Annotated in this window: 19 protein-coding genes; 10 read left to right on the forward strand and 9 right to left on the reverse strand. The window is 44.1% G+C overall.

Annotated features, from left to right (window positions below; genetic code table 11):
* Positions 1 to 243 precede the first annotated feature (243 nt).
* The 4 genes from zipA (at position 244) to ONE56_RS03710 (ending at position 5783) form a co-directional block, all read left to right on the forward strand.
* Entirely contained in the window at positions 244 to 1251 is a 1008-nt protein-coding gene (zipA, locus tag ONE56_RS03695) for a cell division protein ZipA (RefSeq protein WP_423840241.1), read from the forward strand.
* Positions 1252 to 1335: 84 nt separating this feature from the next.
* The gene (gene ligA / locus ONE56_RS03700; RefSeq protein ID WP_423840242.1) at positions 1336 to 3360 is read left to right on the forward strand and encodes an NAD-dependent DNA ligase LigA; all 2025 of its coding nucleotides are present in this window, start codon (positions 1336 to 1338) and stop codon (positions 3358 to 3360) included.
* Positions 3361 to 3867: 507 nt separating this feature from the next.
* Complete coding sequence (locus ONE56_RS03705; RefSeq protein ID WP_041154281.1) at positions 3868 to 4881, forward strand: porin; 1014 nt, start codon at positions 3868 to 3870, stop codon at positions 4879 to 4881.
* 80 nt (positions 4882 to 4961) lie between these two features.
* Positions 4962 to 5783, forward strand: coding sequence for a hypothetical protein (locus tag ONE56_RS03710; protein ID WP_423840243.1), 822 nt, complete (start codon positions 4962 to 4964; stop codon positions 5781 to 5783).
* A 110-nt stretch (positions 5784 to 5893) separates the two neighbouring features.
* On the opposite strand, the gene ONE56_RS03715 is transcribed toward ONE56_RS03710, so the two are convergent.
* The 5 genes from ONE56_RS03715 to ONE56_RS03735 all read right to left on the reverse strand — a co-directional run bounded on the left by ONE56_RS03715 (position 5894) and on the right by ONE56_RS03735 (position 10615).
* On the reverse strand, positions 5894 to 6355 hold the full coding sequence (locus ONE56_RS03715) for an NfeD family protein (protein WP_041154279.1): 462 nt from the start codon (positions 6353 to 6355) through the stop codon (positions 5894 to 5896).
* Positions 6356 to 6364: 9 nt separating this feature from the next.
* On the reverse strand, positions 6365 to 7282 hold the full coding sequence (locus ONE56_RS03720) for an SPFH domain-containing protein (protein ID WP_331438586.1): 918 nt from the start codon (positions 7280 to 7282) through the stop codon (positions 6365 to 6367).
* Positions 7283 to 7485: 203 nt separating this feature from the next.
* The gene (locus tag ONE56_RS03725; RefSeq protein WP_423840244.1) at positions 7486 to 8340 is read right to left on the reverse strand and encodes a co-chaperone YbbN; all 855 of its coding nucleotides are present in this window, start codon (positions 8338 to 8340) and stop codon (positions 7486 to 7488) included.
* 491 nt (positions 8341 to 8831) lie between these two features.
* Positions 8832 to 9659: an SDR family oxidoreductase gene (locus tag ONE56_RS03730; RefSeq protein ID WP_415679318.1), complete on the reverse strand. Its 828-nt coding sequence runs from the start codon at positions 9657 to 9659 to the stop codon at positions 8832 to 8834.
* A 38-nt stretch (positions 9660 to 9697) separates the two neighbouring features.
* A complete protein-coding gene (locus ONE56_RS03735) occupies positions 9698 to 10615 on the reverse strand; it encodes a TIGR01777 family oxidoreductase (protein ID WP_423840245.1) in 918 nt (305 codons plus the stop codon).
* A gap of 281 nt (positions 10616 to 10896) precedes the next feature.
* Between ONE56_RS03735 and ONE56_RS03740 the strand changes: the two genes are divergently transcribed.
* The 6 genes from ONE56_RS03740 to yfcE all read left to right on the forward strand — a co-directional run bounded on the left by ONE56_RS03740 (position 10897) and on the right by yfcE (position 14111).
* Complete coding sequence (locus ONE56_RS03740) at positions 10897 to 11631, forward strand: DUF1538 domain-containing protein (RefSeq protein WP_331438582.1); 735 nt, start codon at positions 10897 to 10899, stop codon at positions 11629 to 11631.
* Complete coding sequence (locus ONE56_RS03745; RefSeq protein WP_331438581.1) at positions 11628 to 12419, forward strand: DUF1538 domain-containing protein; 792 nt, start codon at positions 11628 to 11630, stop codon at positions 12417 to 12419. Before ONE56_RS03740 ends, ONE56_RS03745 begins: the two co-directional genes overlap by 4 nt.
* Entirely contained in the window at positions 12409 to 12759 is a 351-nt protein-coding gene (locus ONE56_RS03750) for a P-II family nitrogen regulator (protein WP_041154276.1), read from the forward strand. The genes ONE56_RS03745 and ONE56_RS03750 overlap by 11 nt, the downstream gene beginning before the upstream one ends.
* On the forward strand, positions 12756 to 13166 hold the full coding sequence (locus tag ONE56_RS03755; protein ID WP_423840246.1) for a CBS domain-containing protein: 411 nt from the start codon (positions 12756 to 12758) through the stop codon (positions 13164 to 13166). Before ONE56_RS03750 ends, ONE56_RS03755 begins: the two co-directional genes overlap by 4 nt.
* Before the next feature lie 127 nt (positions 13167 to 13293).
* The gene (locus ONE56_RS03760) at positions 13294 to 13503 is read left to right on the forward strand and encodes a hypothetical protein (RefSeq protein WP_084735573.1); all 210 of its coding nucleotides are present in this window, start codon (positions 13294 to 13296) and stop codon (positions 13501 to 13503) included.
* A gap of 62 nt (positions 13504 to 13565) precedes the next feature.
* A complete protein-coding gene (gene yfcE / locus ONE56_RS03765) occupies positions 13566 to 14111 on the forward strand; it encodes a phosphodiesterase (protein WP_331438580.1) in 546 nt (181 codons plus the stop codon).
* Positions 14112 to 14163: 52 nt separating this feature from the next.
* On the opposite strand, the gene ONE56_RS03770 is transcribed toward yfcE, so the two are convergent.
* Genes ONE56_RS03770 through ONE56_RS03785 form a run of 4 tightly spaced genes read right to left on the reverse strand, consistent with a single transcriptional unit; the run spans position 14164 to position 16721 of the window.
* The gene (locus ONE56_RS03770; protein WP_041154273.1) at positions 14164 to 14442 is read right to left on the reverse strand and encodes a SelT/SelW/SelH family protein; all 279 of its coding nucleotides are present in this window, start codon (positions 14440 to 14442) and stop codon (positions 14164 to 14166) included.
* 48 nt (positions 14443 to 14490) lie between these two features.
* On the reverse strand, positions 14491 to 15246 hold the full coding sequence (locus ONE56_RS03775; protein ID WP_423840488.1) for a sulfite exporter TauE/SafE family protein: 756 nt from the start codon (positions 15244 to 15246) through the stop codon (positions 14491 to 14493).
* A gap of 51 nt (positions 15247 to 15297) precedes the next feature.
* Entirely contained in the window at positions 15298 to 15813 is a 516-nt protein-coding gene (locus tag ONE56_RS03780) for a regulatory protein ToxS (RefSeq protein ID WP_331438579.1), read from the reverse strand.
* 11 nt (positions 15814 to 15824) lie between these two features.
* Complete coding sequence (locus ONE56_RS03785; protein WP_423840247.1) at positions 15825 to 16721, reverse strand: winged helix-turn-helix domain-containing protein; 897 nt, start codon at positions 16719 to 16721, stop codon at positions 15825 to 15827.
* Positions 16722 to 16846: the final 125 nt, after the last annotated feature.

The following is a 16846-nucleotide window of genomic DNA, read 5'->3' on the forward strand; positions in this document are numbered from 1 at the left end:
GTTTCGTGTGAATGACAACACATTGTACCTCTCAATGTTTTTCTTTCAATAACCTAAAATCTATCCTCTCGTAACGTGGAATCGTGGCAAAAATCACAACAAAAAACTGAACTTCTTGCATTAAGTTGTTCTAAACCTCCATATAGTTTTGGTAAAGTAAACACATCATTCAGATTTATTACACTTGGGTTGCTGCTTAAGGAACATCGAGTAGTACAAAAACAAGTATATTGAGAGTAAATAATGCAGGAATTGCGATTCGTACTCATTGTTGTTGGCGCACTAGCCATCGGGGCATTGTTGTTTCATGGTCTGTGGAGCAGCAAAAAGGAAGGCAAAGCGAAGTTCGGAAATAAGCCGCTTGGCAAACTCGACGTTGGCCCAGAGGAAAAAAATGTCGTCAATAAAGAGCGAAATGTCGATGTAGCATCTGATGACGACTTTGAGATTGTCCGTAAGGACCGTAAAGAGCCGGATTTTGGCTCAGAGAATGCGTTTGATAACAAATTAGACGTTGACCCGTTACTCGGTGGAGCAACGCAAGCCACGCCTGTCGAGTATGCTCAAGAAGCGGTCCCATCATTTTCTGCTATGAAAGAAGACGCCGAAGACTTGTCTGATGTGCGACAAGAACCTAATGTTGAGCAAGAACTACATGTAAAAAAAGCGAGTCAACCTGCAGTAGATGAAGAGCAGGTTCAGCCTGAGTTAAACGAACCGAGACAATTCGAACCATCATTAGATGTTGAACAACCGACTCAAGATGTTGCAGTAGCTGCCGAGCCGATCTTGACTGAACCAAAAGTTGAAGAAGAGCCAAAACCTGAACCTGAAATGCAAGTCATCGTACTAAACGTACATTGTGCAGGTGCAGAACCGTTTGTTGGAACAGAACTGTTTGACAGTATGCAACAAAATGGGCTTATTTACGGGGAAATGCATATTTTCCACCGCCATGTAGACTTGTCAGGCAATGGCAAGGTGTTGTTTAGCGTTGCGAATATGATGCATCCAGGCACATTGGAGCACGGTGACCCGGCTGAGTTTACCACTAAAGGCATTTCGTTCTTCATGACCTTACCGTGTTACGGAGAAGCAGAGCAAAACTTTAACCTAATGCTTCGCACCGCTCAGCAAATTGCGGATGACCTTGGTGGTAATGTTCTGGATGACCAAAGAAACTTGATGACACCAGACCGTTTAGCTGCATATCGACGTCAAATAGTTGAGTTTAAGGCGGCTTACGCATAGTCTTATATCTAATTAAAAAAGGGGCTCCGGAAGGAGCCCTTTTTCTTGGATTTCCAACCTTATCGAAATATACAGGGCTTTACTATGTCTGAATCCGTACTTCAACGACTAGAAGAACTCAAAGAGTCGTTGCACTACCACGCCGTTCGTTACTATGTGGAAGATAACCCAGAGATCCCTGATGCTGAGTATGACCGCTTGATGCGCGAGTTACTGGAAATCGAAGCTCAAAATCCAGATTTAATCAGTGTTGATTCTCCGAGCCAGCGTGTTGGTGGAAAACCATTATCTGAATTTAGCCAGGTTACGCATGAAGTACCGATGTTGTCACTAGATAATGCATTTGATGACAGTGAGTTAGACAATTTTCATAAACGTGCACAAGACCGAGTCGGTAGTCAAAGTATCAAGCAATATTGTTGCGAACCGAAATTAGACGGTTTAGCGGTGAGCTTGCTGTATGAAAACGGTGTACTTGTGCAAGCTGCAACACGAGGCGATGGTACAACAGGTGAAAACATCACTGAAAATGTTCGTACCATTAAAGCCATTCCTTTAAAGTTGCATGGAGAAGGATGGCCAAATCGCCTCGAAGTACGTGGTGAGGTCTTTATGCCGAAAGCGGGCTTCGAAATGCTGAATGAACTGGCACGAAAAAAGGGAGAGAAAATCTTCGTTAACCCACGTAACGCAGCAGCAGGTAGCCTTCGTCAATTAGATTCGCGTATTACTGCTTCTCGCCCCCTCAGTTTTTATGCTTACAGTGTTGGGATTGTCCAAGGAGCGGAGCTGGCATCTAGTCACTATGAACGCTTTTTACAAATCAAATCTTGGGGACTACCAATGTGCCCAGAAACTAAGCGAGTTGACAGCTTAGAAGACGTAAAAGCGTATTATCAGGACATACTGCAACGTCGTGATGCCTTACCGTATGAAATTGATGGTGTCGTGCTAAAGATCGACGACATTGCTGTTCAAGAGCGGTTAGGTTTCGTTGCTCGCGCCCCCCGTTGGGCGATAGCTTATAAATTCCCAGCCCAAGAAGAAATTACGACATTGAATGAAGTCGAGTTTCAAGTAGGACGCACTGGCGCAATTACTCCCGTTGCGAAGTTGGAGCCTGTGTTTGTCGGTGGTGTAACGGTCAGCAATGCAACGTTGCACAATGCAGACGAAATTGAGCGTCTTCAAGTCAAAATTGGCGATCAGGTGGTCATTCGCCGTGCGGGTGACGTTATTCCGCAAGTGGTATCTGTCATCAAAGAACGCCGACCAGAGAACGCTCGAGATATTACTTTCCCGTCCGAGTGTCCAGTCTGCGGTTCACATGTAGAACGTATCGAAGGGGAAGCGGTAACGCGCTGTACTGGCGGGTTGGTTTGTCAGGCGCAACGTAAACAAGCGCTCAAACATTTTGTGTCGCGTAAGGCGCTTGATGTCGATGGTCTTGGTGATAAGGTGATCGAGCAGCTTGTGGATCGAGAAATGGTAGAAACCCCTGCGGATCTGTTCAAACTATCAGCCGGTGTATTGACGGTTTTGGATCGCATGGGCCCCAAATCGGCACAAAATATCGTAAACGCACTAGAAAAATCGAAAGCAACCACTTTGCCTCGTTTTTTGTATTCGTTGGGTATTCGCGAGGTCGGTGAGGCGACAGCGGCCAATTTAGCTGCACACTTCAAAACGTTACCAGCGATTCAAAGCGCGACGGAAGAGGCGCTAATAGAAGTGCAAGATATCGGTGTCGTGGTTGCTCAACACATAACCACCTTTTTTGAAGAAGAGAAAAACCAAGCGGTGGTACAAGAGCTGCTTGCACAAGGGATCCATTGGCCTGAAATCAGTACCAACGAACAAAGTGGGGAACAGCCTTTAGAAGGGAAAACCGTAGTGTTGACCGGCACACTCTCACAACTTGGTCGCTCAGAAGCTAAGGAAGCATTACAAGCGTTAGGCGCAAAAGTGACGGGAAGCGTATCTAAAAAAACCGATCTTTTGTTTGCTGGTGAAAATGCTGGCTCGAAGCTGACAAAAGCGCAAGACTTAGGCATCGAAATAAAAACAGAGGAGGACTTACTGCAGCTAATGCAATTAAAGTCCGTTTAATTTTTTAATGACATCGTAAATATATCTCCGAAGCCCCGAATAGTCTCTATTTGGGGTTTTTTATTTCCGCGCATAAAGTCCCTTGAATCGTGTAAGTTGTCCGTCTTTTCTTTTCAGTGATCTCTGTCTCTCTTAGGTGATTCTAAAATTTTTTCGCGAAAATTATGCGAGTCACTTCAAATTGGATTGTTTTTATTTGATTTAAGTGGTTGATTTTGTTTCCTTATATTTATTTCTAGTGAACTTGGTCTAAAAATAAGATCTGGATCAACAACTCATATGGAACTTTGGCGTGGCTCATATTTTTTTAGAAAATAAATAAGTTCCGTTTGGATGTTTTTCGTCTCGAAGTTAGTCTTAGTGGCGTGGATACACAGTGTGTATGCAAGAACTAAAAATAGTCGAATTTGAAATGATTGGACTAATCAAAAATTTACTACTCTCCTTCGGCGGCCAACTTAAGGGGAGATAGAAAAAGACAGCTATATCTATTTTAGGAGTTTATCCATGGACAAAATGTTAAAACGTACTCTACTTGGTGCTGCAATCGCAGCTGCTTCAACTGGCGCAGTAGCTGCTGGTGCAGAGTCTTCACAAGTTGGTGTTATTTCTGATTTCAATGTACAAGCGTACGGTGTTGCAGCAATTTCTGCTTTTTACCAAGAAGATAGTAATGGCTACGATTACGAAAACGAATCACGTATTGGTTTCCGTGCAAGCAAAGATATGTTTGATAACTTGAATGTATTTATGCAAATTGAATCAGGTTACGTTGGTGAAGATGGTACCGGTGCAACTTTAGGTGCGCGTGATACGTTCCTAGGTCTTCAAGGTGACTGGGGTAAAGTACGCTTTGGTCGTATGTTAACTCCATTGTACGAAATCGTTGACTGGCCTTACTCAAACCCAGGTCTAGGACGTGTATTTGACTGGGGTGGTGACGTTAAAGCGCACTACGACCGTAAAGGTGATATCGCACGTTATGATTCTCCTGCTATGGGTGGCCTAACACTGAACTTCTCAGTAGGTCGCGGTGATAAAGACGTTAAGAGCTCAAACCATGTTGGCGCTGGAGCGCACTACAATTTCTCTGACGTTGTCACTGTTCATGCTGGCTTTGAATCTAACTCTAAGTACGGTGGTTCAGACATTGATTCAACTGCTTACATTGTAGGTTTTGAACTTCCTTTACCTGCTGGCTTCGGTCTTGCTGGTGCATACAAGTACAGCGAAGGTGAGTCTAAACATGCAGCTTACGCTGGTCAGGAAGCAGAGCAAGGTCAATACTCTGTTATCGGTCAGTACTGGAACGGTCCTTGGGGCTTTAAACTAGGCTACGCATTTAACGATGAATCAGAAGTTGATGGCAAGAAACAAGGTGATGATGATGAAGTGCTATCAGGCCAGCTAATGTACGTACACAATGGTTTCGTACCATACGTACGTGTAGGTCAACATGATGCTTACAACGCAGAAGATAAAGTGATGTTTGTACGTGTTGGTATGGAATACGGCTTCTAATCCCCCTTTTTCTGATTGCCTTTCTTTAGGTTTTACGCCAGCATATTTTTGCTGGCGTATTTTTATTAAGGATCAAGAATATGAAAATATTGAGATGTTTGTCCCTGTTATCAGCCGCATTGGTAACAGTTGGCTGTAGTACGCTCGATACCTCAAGTGAGTTCTCTGATGCTGTTGATAGCATTAAAGAAAGAAGCAATTATGTCGAGGTATATGCAAAGTCGATTACGCCGGATACACGAGCGCTGGTTGGTGCCAACCTAGTAAAATCTGACTTAACTTATGTCTCAGTGCATAATAGAGGTGAAAAGCCACTCTCTAAACAATCGACCATTGATATGTCAGTGAGTTATTTCAAAAACTACGACAGTTTCCATACTGCAGTTCTGAATGGGAAATCAATTAAGTTAGATAACTTCAGACCAACGTCCGAGACATGTACTGAGCATTGTACTGTCACTCAGTGGTTGCGTTTTCCATTTAGCCAGCAAACGCTTAAGCAGTTTGATGGTAAGAACGTCACGTTTACGATTTCTTCCGGCAAACGAAATACGGTTGAAGTCACGGTTCCAAAAGCCTATTTTGAGGCAGTAGAACGTGAAGGGCTTGCTGTTGTTGCTGGTGGTGCAGAATCCGCTCGTTCGCAGTCGTCACAAGGACAATCCTCAACGCAGTCATTGCCAGTTAGCGACAGTAAATCCATTGAAATGGTTCAATATTGGTATGACAAAGCAACTCCAGAAGAAAAAGAACAGTTCGCACAATTTGCGATAAAGAATCGAAAAGGTGGTGTCCAAACCGTCACCAGTGAGTCCCAAAGTTATAATATGCTGCAATATTGGTATTCTGAATCGAGTCAGGAAGAGCGCTCTCAAGTGCTGAATTGGCTCATCAATCAATAAATCGTGTCAATCAATAAATCGTGTAAAAAGCTTCCGGGGGAAGCTTTTTACTTATGACTTAAAACTTCTTAGTTCTGATGCTCTTGCAGTTTTTTCGTATGGTGTCTAAGTTAGTCGCTAACCGGCTCTACGGTAAGAATTATCCCATCGACAGCGATAATTTTTACTCTGGTTCCGGCAGTGAGCGCTTGCTCAGATCGAGCTGACCACGTGGTGTCTGCGATTCGAATTCGATTCATCCCGACAGCAAAGTCTTCTTCGAGTGTTACCGTCTGTCCGATAAGTTGCTTGTACTTTTGATTTAAGTCTCGTACTTGATCTTCTTTTTTATCTTTTGCCCATTGGCGTCGCCACCAAAGCCAAGTCGTGAGTAAACTAAAAGCGGCAAAACAAAACCATTGCAGTTGCCAACTGATTGGCAAGACAGAAAGTACAACGGCAACAAGAAGTGCTGATAGACCAAGCCAGAGACAGTAACCCGCCGTGCCAAGCAGCTCGACGGCAAGAAGACTTAATCCCAGCGCTAGCCAATGCCAAAAAGTGACACTATCAAGTAGGCTAAACACGTCCATAGTTTGACCTTACTCTTTGTTCTGTTGTTTAAACATTTCAGCAATCCCAGCAATAGAACCCATAAGCCCGGTTGCTTCTAGTGGCAACATGATGATCTTGCCATTCTCCGCCTGACCGATACTTTTTATCGCGTCCGTATAACCTTGTGCAATAAAGTAATTCACGGCTTGCACATCTCCCTTCGCAATGGCTTCAGACACCATATAGGTGGCTTTTGCTTCAGCTTGCGCGGCGCGTTCACGAGCTTCTGCATGCAAAATAGCGGCTTGTTTTTCCCCTTCCGCTTTTAAGATTTCTGACTGCTTTTGTCCCTCTGCTCTTAAGATTTCAGCTTGGCGTACGCCTTCCGCTTCGAGGATCTCTGCGCGTTTATTTCGTTCTGCTTTCATTTGCGCATTCATTGCAGCGGTCAGATCTGCTGGCGGCTGGACATCTTTAATTTCAATTCGAGTGACTTTGACGCCCCAAGGATTGGTCGCTTGATCGACGATGGCCAACAGTTTGGAGTTGATCATGTCGCGTTGGCTTAACATCTCATCCAATTCCATTGAACCAAGTACGGTCCGAATATTGGTTAGGGTAAGATTTCGGATGGCATGCTCCAAATCATTGACTTCATAAGCCGCTTTTGAAGCGCTCACTACCTGAACAAAACACACCGCATCAATGACGACATTGGCGTTGTCTTTGCTGATGACCTCTTGCGCAGGAATGTCCAGCACACGCTCCATCATGCTGATCTTGTGTCCAACACGATCTATGAAAGGAATAATTAAGTTCAAACCGGGGGTGAGTGTTTGAGTGTAACGACCGAATCGTTCGACTGTCCAGTTGCTTCCTTGCGGAACTGTCTTGATGGCAGACGCAAGAATGATAATGGCGACCGCGACAAAGATAGCGATAGCAATCAATGAATCAGTTGGCATGGTGTATTCCCTTAAATGCATAATATTTGATTCATTTTTACCTATTTAGCAGCAATAGACAATTGAATATCTGAGAACTTATTTACTGGTGCGCGAATCGTTGCTCCCTTTTAACCGGAAAGCATCGTCGTTTTTGTTAAGAGGACATGGGGGTACAATAAAGGCCGGATAGTCCGACCTTTGGCGTGAAATATAGTGGGTATTTAATACAAAATGGAGTAAAGCTGGCGACGATATTTACTCGCAATTGCGTTACCTTGTCCTAGGGCATTTAATATATCCATAAAGGTTTTTTTTACTTCGCCATCTTGAGCGCCCAGATTAACTTTTAGGATATTCCAAAGCAGTTCCAGTGCTTCTTCATCACGACCGACTTGGTTGTACTGCACAGCTAATTCACAAGCAAGTTCAAGGTTCTCAGAATCGTCAGCAAAGGCTTGTTCTAATCGTTGAAGCTCAGGACTATCGGCGGCTTGTAGATGAAGTTCAAGCTTTGCCATTAAGCCCTTGTAGTGGTTGTCTTGATACTCCAATGGAATTGCACTTAATAGTTCTTGGGCAACGTCAAATTGTTTGGTTTCCAGTAAACAATCCGCCATGGTTAGTTTGATATCACCTCGCGATTGAAGCTCTGTTGGTAGTGTCTGAATAATGCTAAGCGCTTTTGCATGCTCATTTTGTTGTAGCAGCTCACTGATCTGCTTGAGAAGCTGTTCTTCAGGGCTTGGAAGGTGCTTTTGTAGCATGGCAGCAATGGCGTCAATAGGTTGAGACCCACCCAGTCCATCTACAGCTTGGCCGTTGACAAACAACGCGATGGTTGGCAGAACTTGGACGCCAAATTGAGCTGCCAAAGCTTGTTGCTCTTCGCAATTTAATAAAGCAAGCGTAAAGGCACCATTATATTGTTGGGCAAGAGATTGCAGCTCCGGCAGTATCTGAGCACTTTCAGGTTGCGCATTGGCCCAAAAATGGATGAGGACGGGCGTGTTCATCGAGCCTTCAAGCGTTTCACGAAAGTTCTGTTCTGTTATCTCAACGATAAATGGGGATTGCATCAGAGTATCCTTGCTTGTTTGTCATGTCGTTGACTGTAGATATGGAGTTGATTTGAGAGAAAATCAAGTGATGCATAAAAAGGAAAAACGCTGCCGAAGCAGCGTAATCCTAATAGCAAGCGAAGGTGCTATAAATTTGGCGAGTTTATATACGACCCGTTTTATTATTTTTTGTCGTATATGGTGTGGTATCAAAAGATAATGAGCAAAGCCACCGCTACACCCACACTAAGCCAGTTAAGCTGATTTAATGTCATTGTTGTCTCGCATAGATACAAACATTGCGACAAAACACAATGGGTGGTGATACCAAATCTAATCAAACTATAATCGACGGAATGGCTCGCTTCGTCGCCGCAGTTCAATAGATATTGATTCGAGCATGTGAGGTTTTTCTAACCTACCTGCTCATATTCTCATCAAATTGTTACGCTAAAATGACAGTAACACCTTTAAGGCTATTGAAATGCGACAACCTTTTTTTAGATGGTTTATGCCGCTCGCTTTAATAGGCTATCGAGAAGGCGAGTGGGTAATATTCGTTTTAGTACAGCGAACACTTTGGTTGGTGTGGTAATACGGTAACGAATCTTCGGTGATTTGCTCGTCAAAGCGTGCAGTACGGGATCGACACATGATTGTGCTGGCAGAGCAAATTTGTTGTTTGATTTGTCTTTTTCCAAGCGTTGTTTTTGTGCCTCATAAGCCGCACGATGCGGGCTCGATTGTATGTCAATCCATTGTTCAAACGCTCGTAATGCGTTATGTCTAAATTGCGTTTCAATTGGCCCTGGTTCAATGAGTACCACTTTAATATTGGTATCAGCGAGCTCTAGGCGTAATGTGTCGGTCCATCCTTCTAACGCGAATTTTGATGCATTGTAGGCACCGCGATATTTCATGGCGGCAAAGCCTAAAACTGAGCTATTTTGAATGATGCGTCCTTCGCCGTGAGCGCGCATATGGGGGAGCACTTCTTGAACCAGTTGGTGCCAACCAAAAAAGTTGCTTTGAAACTGCGCTTTCAATGCTTCTGTTGGTAAATCTTCTAATGCTCCAGGCTGGCCATAGGCGCCATTGTTAAACAGTGCATAGAGTTTACCTTGCGCAAGTTCAAGTGCTTGTTTTGCTCCTTGACTGATACTGCTTGGATCGTTGAGATCAAGCTGTATACATGTTAGTCCCTCGGATTCTAGCCGCTGCACATCTTTGGTATTACGACAGGAGGCAATGACATGGAAGCCTTTTTGATGAAGGGCATGTGCACAGGTATAACCAATACCCGTGGAGCAACCTGTAATGAGAATGGACTTGTTCATAGTTGTAGACGAAATGCTGAAAGAATAACTCTTATCATTCAGCAACTTCTATCATGAAGCAAGTGTTTCAGTGCGGGTTCTATTCTTGAGTAGCTAAACTTAAAGTCAAGCTCAGTGAGTTTTTTAGGCTTCGCCCTTATACTGTCGAAGAGCAAACACGCCGATTCTCCCATTACAATATCCATCACCCATTTCGGGGTGAAAAATAGATGAGGCCTCTTTAAGGTTTTAGCAAGCGTCGCACTAAAAATACGGTTGGGTATAGGATGTGGTGCGCACATATTGAACGCGCCATGTGCGTGAGGCGTCTCGAGTAAATACATGATTGCTCTGACCATATCGAGAATATGAATCCAGGGCATATATTGTTTTCCTGTTCCGAGTGGTCCTCCTAATCCTAGTTTGTAAGGCAGTAGCATTTTGGCCAACGCTCCTCCTTGAGTACCAAGCACAACGCCTGTCCTGAGCAAGCAAACTCTGGTCTGCTCTGACTCGGCTCTTTTGGCAATGTGCTCCCAACGCTCGCAGACCTTATGAGCAAAGTCATTATTGTTGACATGCAGACATTCATCGAATGGGTGCTCTTGTTGGTCACCATAATAACCGACCGCTGAGCCGCTAAGAAAGACGGAAGGAGGCTCCGTACTTGCGTGAATCAGCTCGACGATTTTTTCTGTAATCTTCCAGCGGCTATTACAAATCTTATCTTTTTGTGAAGGTGTCCATCGTTTATCTGCAATGGGTTCACCAGCGAGGTTAATGATGGCGTCTATGTCGTTGAGATCTGCAAGATTGTCCAACGTGTCAAGATAGTCAATATTTCCTAAATCGGCATGTTGTAATTGTTGCTTGGCTTTCTCGGGGGAGCGTGTCAGGAGCACGACTTGGTGGGTCGTTAGCAGTTTGAGTAGCTCTGAGCCTATAAACCCTGTTCCACCGGTCAGTAATATCTTCATGACACCTCTTCGAACGTAAAATATTAGAACATTATAGTCGTTTTATGTTTTGTATTGGCGTTATCTTTCTGCCTTGATTTTAGACTATGAATATTCACTAGCATACCAAGGTCACATATTGAAAAAAGTGTAACTATTTATTACTCATGACGATAGCCACTTCACTCCCGAGCTAATTATTTTCTGCCAGACTGATTGTGAGACAAAAAGCGAAATCGAATCACGCTAAGAGTCGTGGTTTATCCACTTGATTATCGACCCATAACCTAAGGAGGTTCTGTATGGATGCATTCGTAGCTCTGTATCGAGCACTCTTGAGTAGTGGTCGTGATCTGTTACCCATTGTTTTGGTGATTGCTTTTTTTCAATTAGCTGTGCTGCAAGAGCCATTGCCAAACCTTGTTTCTATTTTATTTGGTTTGTTTTTTGTTGTTTTGGGGTTGACGTTTTTTATCTTTGGCTTGGAGTTAGGGCTATTTCCCATTGGCGAAAACATGGCCCAAGCGTTTGCGCGAAAGGGCAGTGTGTTTTGGTTGTTGCTCTTCGCTTTTTGTCTAGGGTTTGGTACTACGATTGCTGAGCCAGCGTTAACGGCTGTCGCGGAGAAAGCAGCCCAGGTCGCAGCCGAAGGCGGCATGATTGTTAACTCTGAGCAATCCAAACAAGAATATGGCATGGGTCTAAGAATGACGGTTGCCTTATCTGTAGGAATTGCGATCGTCCTCGGTGTATTACGTATTTTGAAAGGATGGCCAATTCAATACATGATCATCGGAGGTTACTTAGGGGTGGTGGTGCTTACTTGGTTTGCACCAGCGTCGATTATTGGCGTGGCCTATGACTCTGGTGGCGTGACGACTTCAACCATAACGGTTCCATTAGTCACCGCACTAGGGGTAGGGCTAGCGTCAGCAATCAAAGGTCGAAGCCCTATGATTGATGGTTTTGGATTAATCGCATTTGCCTCTTTATTACCGATGATGTTTGTCATGGTATATGGGATGCTAGTGATATGATTTCATTCGCCAATTTTTTCGAAACGCTGCTTTCTACGATCGGTGATGTCGTTCCTATCGTATGCATTATTTTTGGCTTTCAACTCGTCGTATTACGCCGTCCAATTAACAACCTCAGAAAAGTAGTGATTGGTTTTGTCTATGTGATCCTGGGTCTATCGCTATTTCTTCTTGGTCTCAATATGGCGTTATTTCCTCTTGGCGAAACCATGGCCATACAACTGACTCATCCTGACTTTTTACGTGAGTTTCAAGTGTCGATCGGACAGGAGTTGAACTGGGTTGACTATTATTGGGTGTACGCTTTTGCTTTTTGTATTGGCTTTAGCACGACGGTTGCAGAGCCGTCTTTAATCGCCGTCGCTATTAAGGCTAACCAAGTTTCTGGTGGCAGCATTCGTGTGAATGGATTACGAGTTGCGGTTGCGTTAGGCGTTGCTTTTGGTATTGCGCTCGGAAGTTATCGGATAGTCGTCGGTGATCCTATTCATTACTACATTATCGCGGGTTACATCGTTGTGGTTATCCAAACGTTTTATGCTCCCAAGCTGATTGTCCCATTGGCGTACGATTCAGGCGGCGTAACGACATCTACCGTAACGGTGCCCCTTGTCACCGCATTGGGATTAGGGCTGGCATCCACTGTGCCAGGTAGGAACCCCATGATAGATGGCTTTGGCTTAATTGCCTTTGCCAGTTTGTTTCCGATTATATCGGTGATGGGTTACGCACAATTAACGCAGTGGATGAACCAAGACACCTCGGAGGACGAAGAAAATGCGCTTTAAATTAATACTCGCTTTTGTGGAGGATGCCAAAACCGACAAAGTGCTGGATGCCGCCCGTGAGGCTGGCGCAACTGGCGCGACGGTGATTAATAATGCTCGTGGAGAGGGTTTGAATCAGAAGCGAACATTTTTTGGCTTAACGTTGGATGTGCAGAAAGACGTATTGTTGTTTGTGGTAGAAGAACATTTATCCAGACACATTTTAGAAACGATCAGTGATGTGGGTGAATTCGACCAAGAATCAGGACAAGGCATCGCCATTCAAATTGATATCGAAGATGCGGTGGGAGTCGCCCATCAAGTTGAGACCTTGGTCAAGGTTGTTGAGGATGAGTTATGAACAGTCAAACACTAGTCAGAGTACGGGATGTGATGGCGTCCACTTATGTCATAGTGGATGGATTGATGACCGTTTATGATGGGATTGCTCTGGCGAAAAAGTATCAGGTCAAAGCGCTGGTGGTCCAGAAAAGAGATGAAAACGACGAATACGGGATCGTATTAATGAATGATATCGCTAAGAAAGTGTTGGCGAATAACCGTTCTCCAAAGCGTACTAATATTTATGAAGTGATGACCAAGCCAGCATTGTGCGTTGACCCTAATATGAACGTGAAATACTGCGCTCGATTGTTTGAGCGATTCGGAATTAGTCGTGCTCCTGTCATTGAGGATGGAGAGGTTATTGGTATGGTGAGTTACAATAATATTGTGATTTACGGGATGATAAGGAATGACGTCGAGTAGCTAGTATTCCTTTCTCAACTCAGCGACAGTCAGTAAACGTTAAGATATTGGATTGTTAGTTATGTTGCATATGTTTTGATAGATGCTTATTCTTTGTGCCCTAATGAATAGTCGAGGAATTTTAATCATGCCTTTAGTTTCTTGTCCGGTATGTGAAAAACAAATATCAAAACGTGCCCATACCTGCCCAGGGTGTGGTGAACCAGATCCGTTAAACCACTTAGCCAAGACTAAGTTTATCTCAATAATATTTTGGGCAGTCGTTTTGGTTGGCGCTGGGTATTTCGCTTGGTTCTATTTACTTCCCATGCTGATTGATTTCGTGCGTGAACAGTAATGAGGTTGAGTGAGCGGCAAATTATCGTAAAATACCTGCATAGTTTATGAGGAGATGATGTCGTGAAACTATTTTTTGCCTCAGATTTGCATGGATCTTTGCCAGCAACCCAAGAAACCATTGAGCTCTTTTTAGCATCGGGAGCAGAGCACTTGATTCTGCTGGGTGATATTTTATATCACGGCCCAAGGAATCCAGTACCCGAAGGTTATAATCCGTCACAGGTCGCTGAGTTACTTAACCAGTATAGTGAGCAAATCATTGCGGTACGCGGAAACTGTGATAGCGAAGTCGACCAGATGTTATTAAATTTTCCAATGATGATGGATTTTGCGTGGGTTCTTTTAGAATCGGGCAAGCGAATGTTTCTTACTCATGGACATCTCTACAACAGTTCGCAGCGGCCACCGCTCAAAAATGGGGATATCATTGTCCATGGACACACACATATCCCCGTTGCCGAGCGACAAGACGATGCAATTGTCTTCAATCCTGGTTCAATGACGTTCCCACGTAATGACTTGCCAAGAAGTTATGGTGTGATGGAAGGAGATGCCTTATCGGTGCGTACTCCAGAGGGCGAAGTATTGGCTCAGGTAACGATTTAGTATCCGCTTCATAGCCTTGGTTGACATATCATATAGGGGAGCATGCGCTCCCTTATTTTTTGTCTGAATGGCCGAGATCTCTTTCTGGGTCAATAATATCTCTAACCCGTTGTTTTAGCACTTTCGCTTCTGGGAAACCGCCATCTTGTTTGCGCTCCCAAATCAACTTAGCGTTGCAATGAATTTCAAAGCGACCGCCAGTGTCCGGGTGTAAACTCACCGTTTGAATCTCTTCGCTGAAGGTATGCAGTAGCTCCTGAGCTAGCCAAGTAGAGCGCAACATCCAGTTGCATTGACGGCAGTAGTAAATATCGATGATTGCCTTATCCATTTTGCTTTCCTATAGGTTATACGAGCAATAAGTTACATGAGCAATTAGTTAAATAAGCAGCTTTATCCCAACGGCAAAAGTGAGAATTTCAAATGCGATCTTAATAACGTGGTTGCTGTAACGGGTTGCCGCCCAGGCCCCCAAGCTGCCGCCCAAAAAAGAGCTGACTAGTAGCACGGGCAGCCAAGCCCAGTGTATAGGAGCACCAGCTTGAACGACTGCGGCTCCACCAATACCATTCCAAAACAGGCCAACGCAGATCATGGTGTAAGCCACGGCTTTCTTATAGTCAAAGCCAAACCAGCGAATTAAAAATAAGGTGACGAGTAAGCCTGAGCCCGCAGTGAGTGAACCATTGATTATACCAATGAACATTACCACCAAACCGCCAATCACCCAGCCACGTCGATCGCGATTCTGTTTGATTTCTTTTTGCCCCAGATGCTTTTTAAATCGCGAATAGATACCGAGCGCGAGGATCATAATACCGAGCATGGTTTCTGCGATGGCATCGGGAATGAGCACAATGATATTGGCTCCGATAATGACACCAATACTTCCCGTTAATACCAAATATAAGGCAATGGAGCGTTGTATCGTACCGGCTCTTAAGTGAGTGCTCGCTGCGCCCAAACCTAAGGCAACGGAAGCGACTTTATGCGTCCCCAAAGCGACCGAAAAAGGTAAACCGAGGAATATCAGCAAGGGAAATTGCAATAAACCAGCACCGCCACCAGACAGTGAGGCGAGGGTGTTTGCAATGAGTGAGCCAAGAAAGAGGGTTAACGTATCGAGCCAGTCCATGAGCCATAAGTACGATGAAGGAGGCATCTGCCTCCTTTATCTCAAATAAAATCAGTTTTTAAACAGTACCGTAGAACCGTGGTTCAAGCTAGTTAATAGCAAGGTTTTTTCGTTCACTACGTCTATTCGGCGGCTTTGCTCGGCATCAAGCTTAAAAATTTGAGTAATGAGACGTAACTGCCTTTCAGAGAAATCTTTTGATTGGGAAGATGAGATATCTTTGAATTCTGAAGGCGTCACCAGTAAATAGTTGTCACTGACTTCCCAGTGACCTTTCTCGGAGATATTGATGACCGATTCTTCGTTTGAGCCTTGGGCAAACAACTTAATATTGGACACTCGAAGGTAACTACCGTTTGGGAGGTATTTGACGTTAGAGTCGACGTTCACACGACGTAATGGTCCGACAGGATCATTTGGCAAGTTATCCGTAATTAGTGTCACCATGGCAGACTGCCATTCATTTGTGGTGAGAACTTGCTCTATTTTGAGATCGCTCCCCCAATACAACCAGCCACTAAAAATGGTGGATACGGCCAAAACCGCAGATGCAAATTTAATCTTCATTCTGGCCTCCTTTATTGGCAGATCTCGGCGGGATCATTTTGTCCTGAGAAAATACGTAGCGTCACATTTTCATACGAGTGCTGACTATCATGGATATAATTCAGAACGAGTTGGTTTCTTTGTCCACCTGTTGCTATCACTTCGACGGGCATCGAGTCCTTTTTATGGTGCCGCACATAGCTCTCAACACACTGTTTGATTGACGGTAGCCAGCTATCAAGCTGTGGGTGGTTAATTGGGGTTTTCACCAGTACGTTGTCGTAGTTACCAATTTGACGAAACTGAGACTCGGCGGGGTGAGTAAATAAAAACACGCTAACAGGCAGCAATGCCGCCAGCAGTAGCAGAAAATAAGGTAGCCACTTGTTGCTCGCAGCTGAAAAATGCGCTGCGTGAGCTGTGCTCACTTTATGTTGTCGTTCCGGTTGTGGCGTGGATTCTAGATTTGGCGTATCCGTCATTGTCTGAACTGGTGAATCCTCTGTCAGTACGAGTTCTGATACAGAATGTGTTTCTTCATCCAGTCTTTGCTCTTCCTGCTCGATAGCTCCACTGGATAGTGGGTTGATGCGTTCAACCGAACAAATTAGTTGATAACCGCGCTTCGGTACGGTTTTAACAAACGCGGGAGACTTCGTTGAATCTTTTAGCATCTTACGGAGGGTTGATATTGCTTGGGTTAGGCTTGAGTCATCCACTTCAAAACCTTGTTCTCTCCAAACAAATTCATGCAGTTCACTACGCGTTAATACTTCGTTGGGCCGCTCTACCAACATCAAGAGAATGCGACTTTCATTGCTTCCCAATCGTACAATTTCGTTGCTGCTTTGTTGATCAGTCAGCGAATTGCTATTTGGATCAAAAGTGAACCTTTTCGCAAGTAAAAACTTGGTACAAATGTTGGTCATTTAGTTCTTCTTAGATGGATGATTTTGTAATTAAAAAGATTTTTATTCAAAAAGCGCTTATTTAATCAATGGTTGTGCTTGATTTTAGGTGCTTTTAGAACGTTAGAATAATAAAAATTATCTAA

This window comes from Vibrio mytili, assembly GCF_049563345.1.
GTDB classification, from domain to species: domain Bacteria; phylum Pseudomonadota; class Gammaproteobacteria; order Enterobacterales; family Vibrionaceae; genus Vibrio; species Vibrio mytili.

Bases quoted from the DNA above. Each gene is read 5' to 3' on its own strand.
- ONE56_RS03705 (WP_041154281.1), top strand. From the start codon at position 3,868: ATGGACAAAATGTTAAAACGTACTCTACTTGGTGCTGCAATCGCAGCT.
- ONE56_RS03740 (WP_331438582.1), top strand. From the start codon at position 10,897: ATGGATGCATTCGTAGCTCTGTATCGAGCACTCTTGAGTAGTGGTCGT.
- ONE56_RS03745 (WP_331438581.1), top strand. From the start codon at position 11,628: ATGATTTCATTCGCCAATTTTTTCGAAACGCTGCTTTCTACGATCGGT.
- ligA (WP_423840242.1), top strand. From the start codon at position 1,336: ATGTCTGAATCCGTACTTCAACGACTAGAAGAACTCAAAGAGTCGTTG.
- ONE56_RS03755 (WP_423840246.1), top strand. From the start codon at position 12,756: ATGAACAGTCAAACACTAGTCAGAGTACGGGATGTGATGGCGTCCACT.
- ONE56_RS03710 (WP_423840243.1), top strand. From the start codon at position 4,962: ATGAAAATATTGAGATGTTTGTCCCTGTTATCAGCCGCATTGGTAACA.
- ONE56_RS03725 (WP_423840244.1), bottom strand. From the start codon at position 8,340: ATGCAATCCCCATTTATCGTTGAGATAACAGAACAGAACTTTCGTGAA.
- zipA (WP_423840241.1), top strand. From the start codon at position 244: ATGCAGGAATTGCGATTCGTACTCATTGTTGTTGGCGCACTAGCCATC.
- ONE56_RS03715 (WP_041154279.1), bottom strand. From the start codon at position 6,355: ATGGACGTGTTTAGCCTACTTGATAGTGTCACTTTTTGGCATTGGCTA.
- ONE56_RS03750 (WP_041154276.1), top strand. From the start codon at position 12,409: ATGCGCTTTAAATTAATACTCGCTTTTGTGGAGGATGCCAAAACCGAC.
- ONE56_RS03780 (WP_331438579.1), bottom strand. From the start codon at position 15,813: ATGAAGATTAAATTTGCATCTGCGGTTTTGGCCGTATCCACCATTTTT.
- ONE56_RS03775 (WP_423840488.1), bottom strand. From the start codon at position 15,246: ATGGACTGGCTCGATACGTTAACCCTCTTTCTTGGCTCACTCATTGCA.
- ONE56_RS03760 (WP_084735573.1), top strand. From the start codon at position 13,294: ATGCCTTTAGTTTCTTGTCCGGTATGTGAAAAACAAATATCAAAACGT.
- ONE56_RS03730 (WP_415679318.1), bottom strand. From the start codon at position 9,659: ATGAACAAGTCCATTCTCATTACAGGTTGCTCCACGGGTATTGGTTAT.
- ONE56_RS03735 (WP_423840245.1), bottom strand. From the start codon at position 10,615: ATGAAGATATTACTGACCGGTGGAACAGGGTTTATAGGCTCAGAGCTA.
- ONE56_RS03720 (WP_331438586.1), bottom strand. From the start codon at position 7,282: ATGCCAACTGATTCATTGATTGCTATCGCTATCTTTGTCGCGGTCGCC.
- ONE56_RS03770 (WP_041154273.1), bottom strand. From the start codon at position 14,442: ATGGATAAGGCAATCATCGATATTTACTACTGCCGTCAATGCAACTGG.
- ONE56_RS03785 (WP_423840247.1), bottom strand. From the start codon at position 16,721: ATGACCAACATTTGTACCAAGTTTTTACTTGCGAAAAGGTTCACTTTT.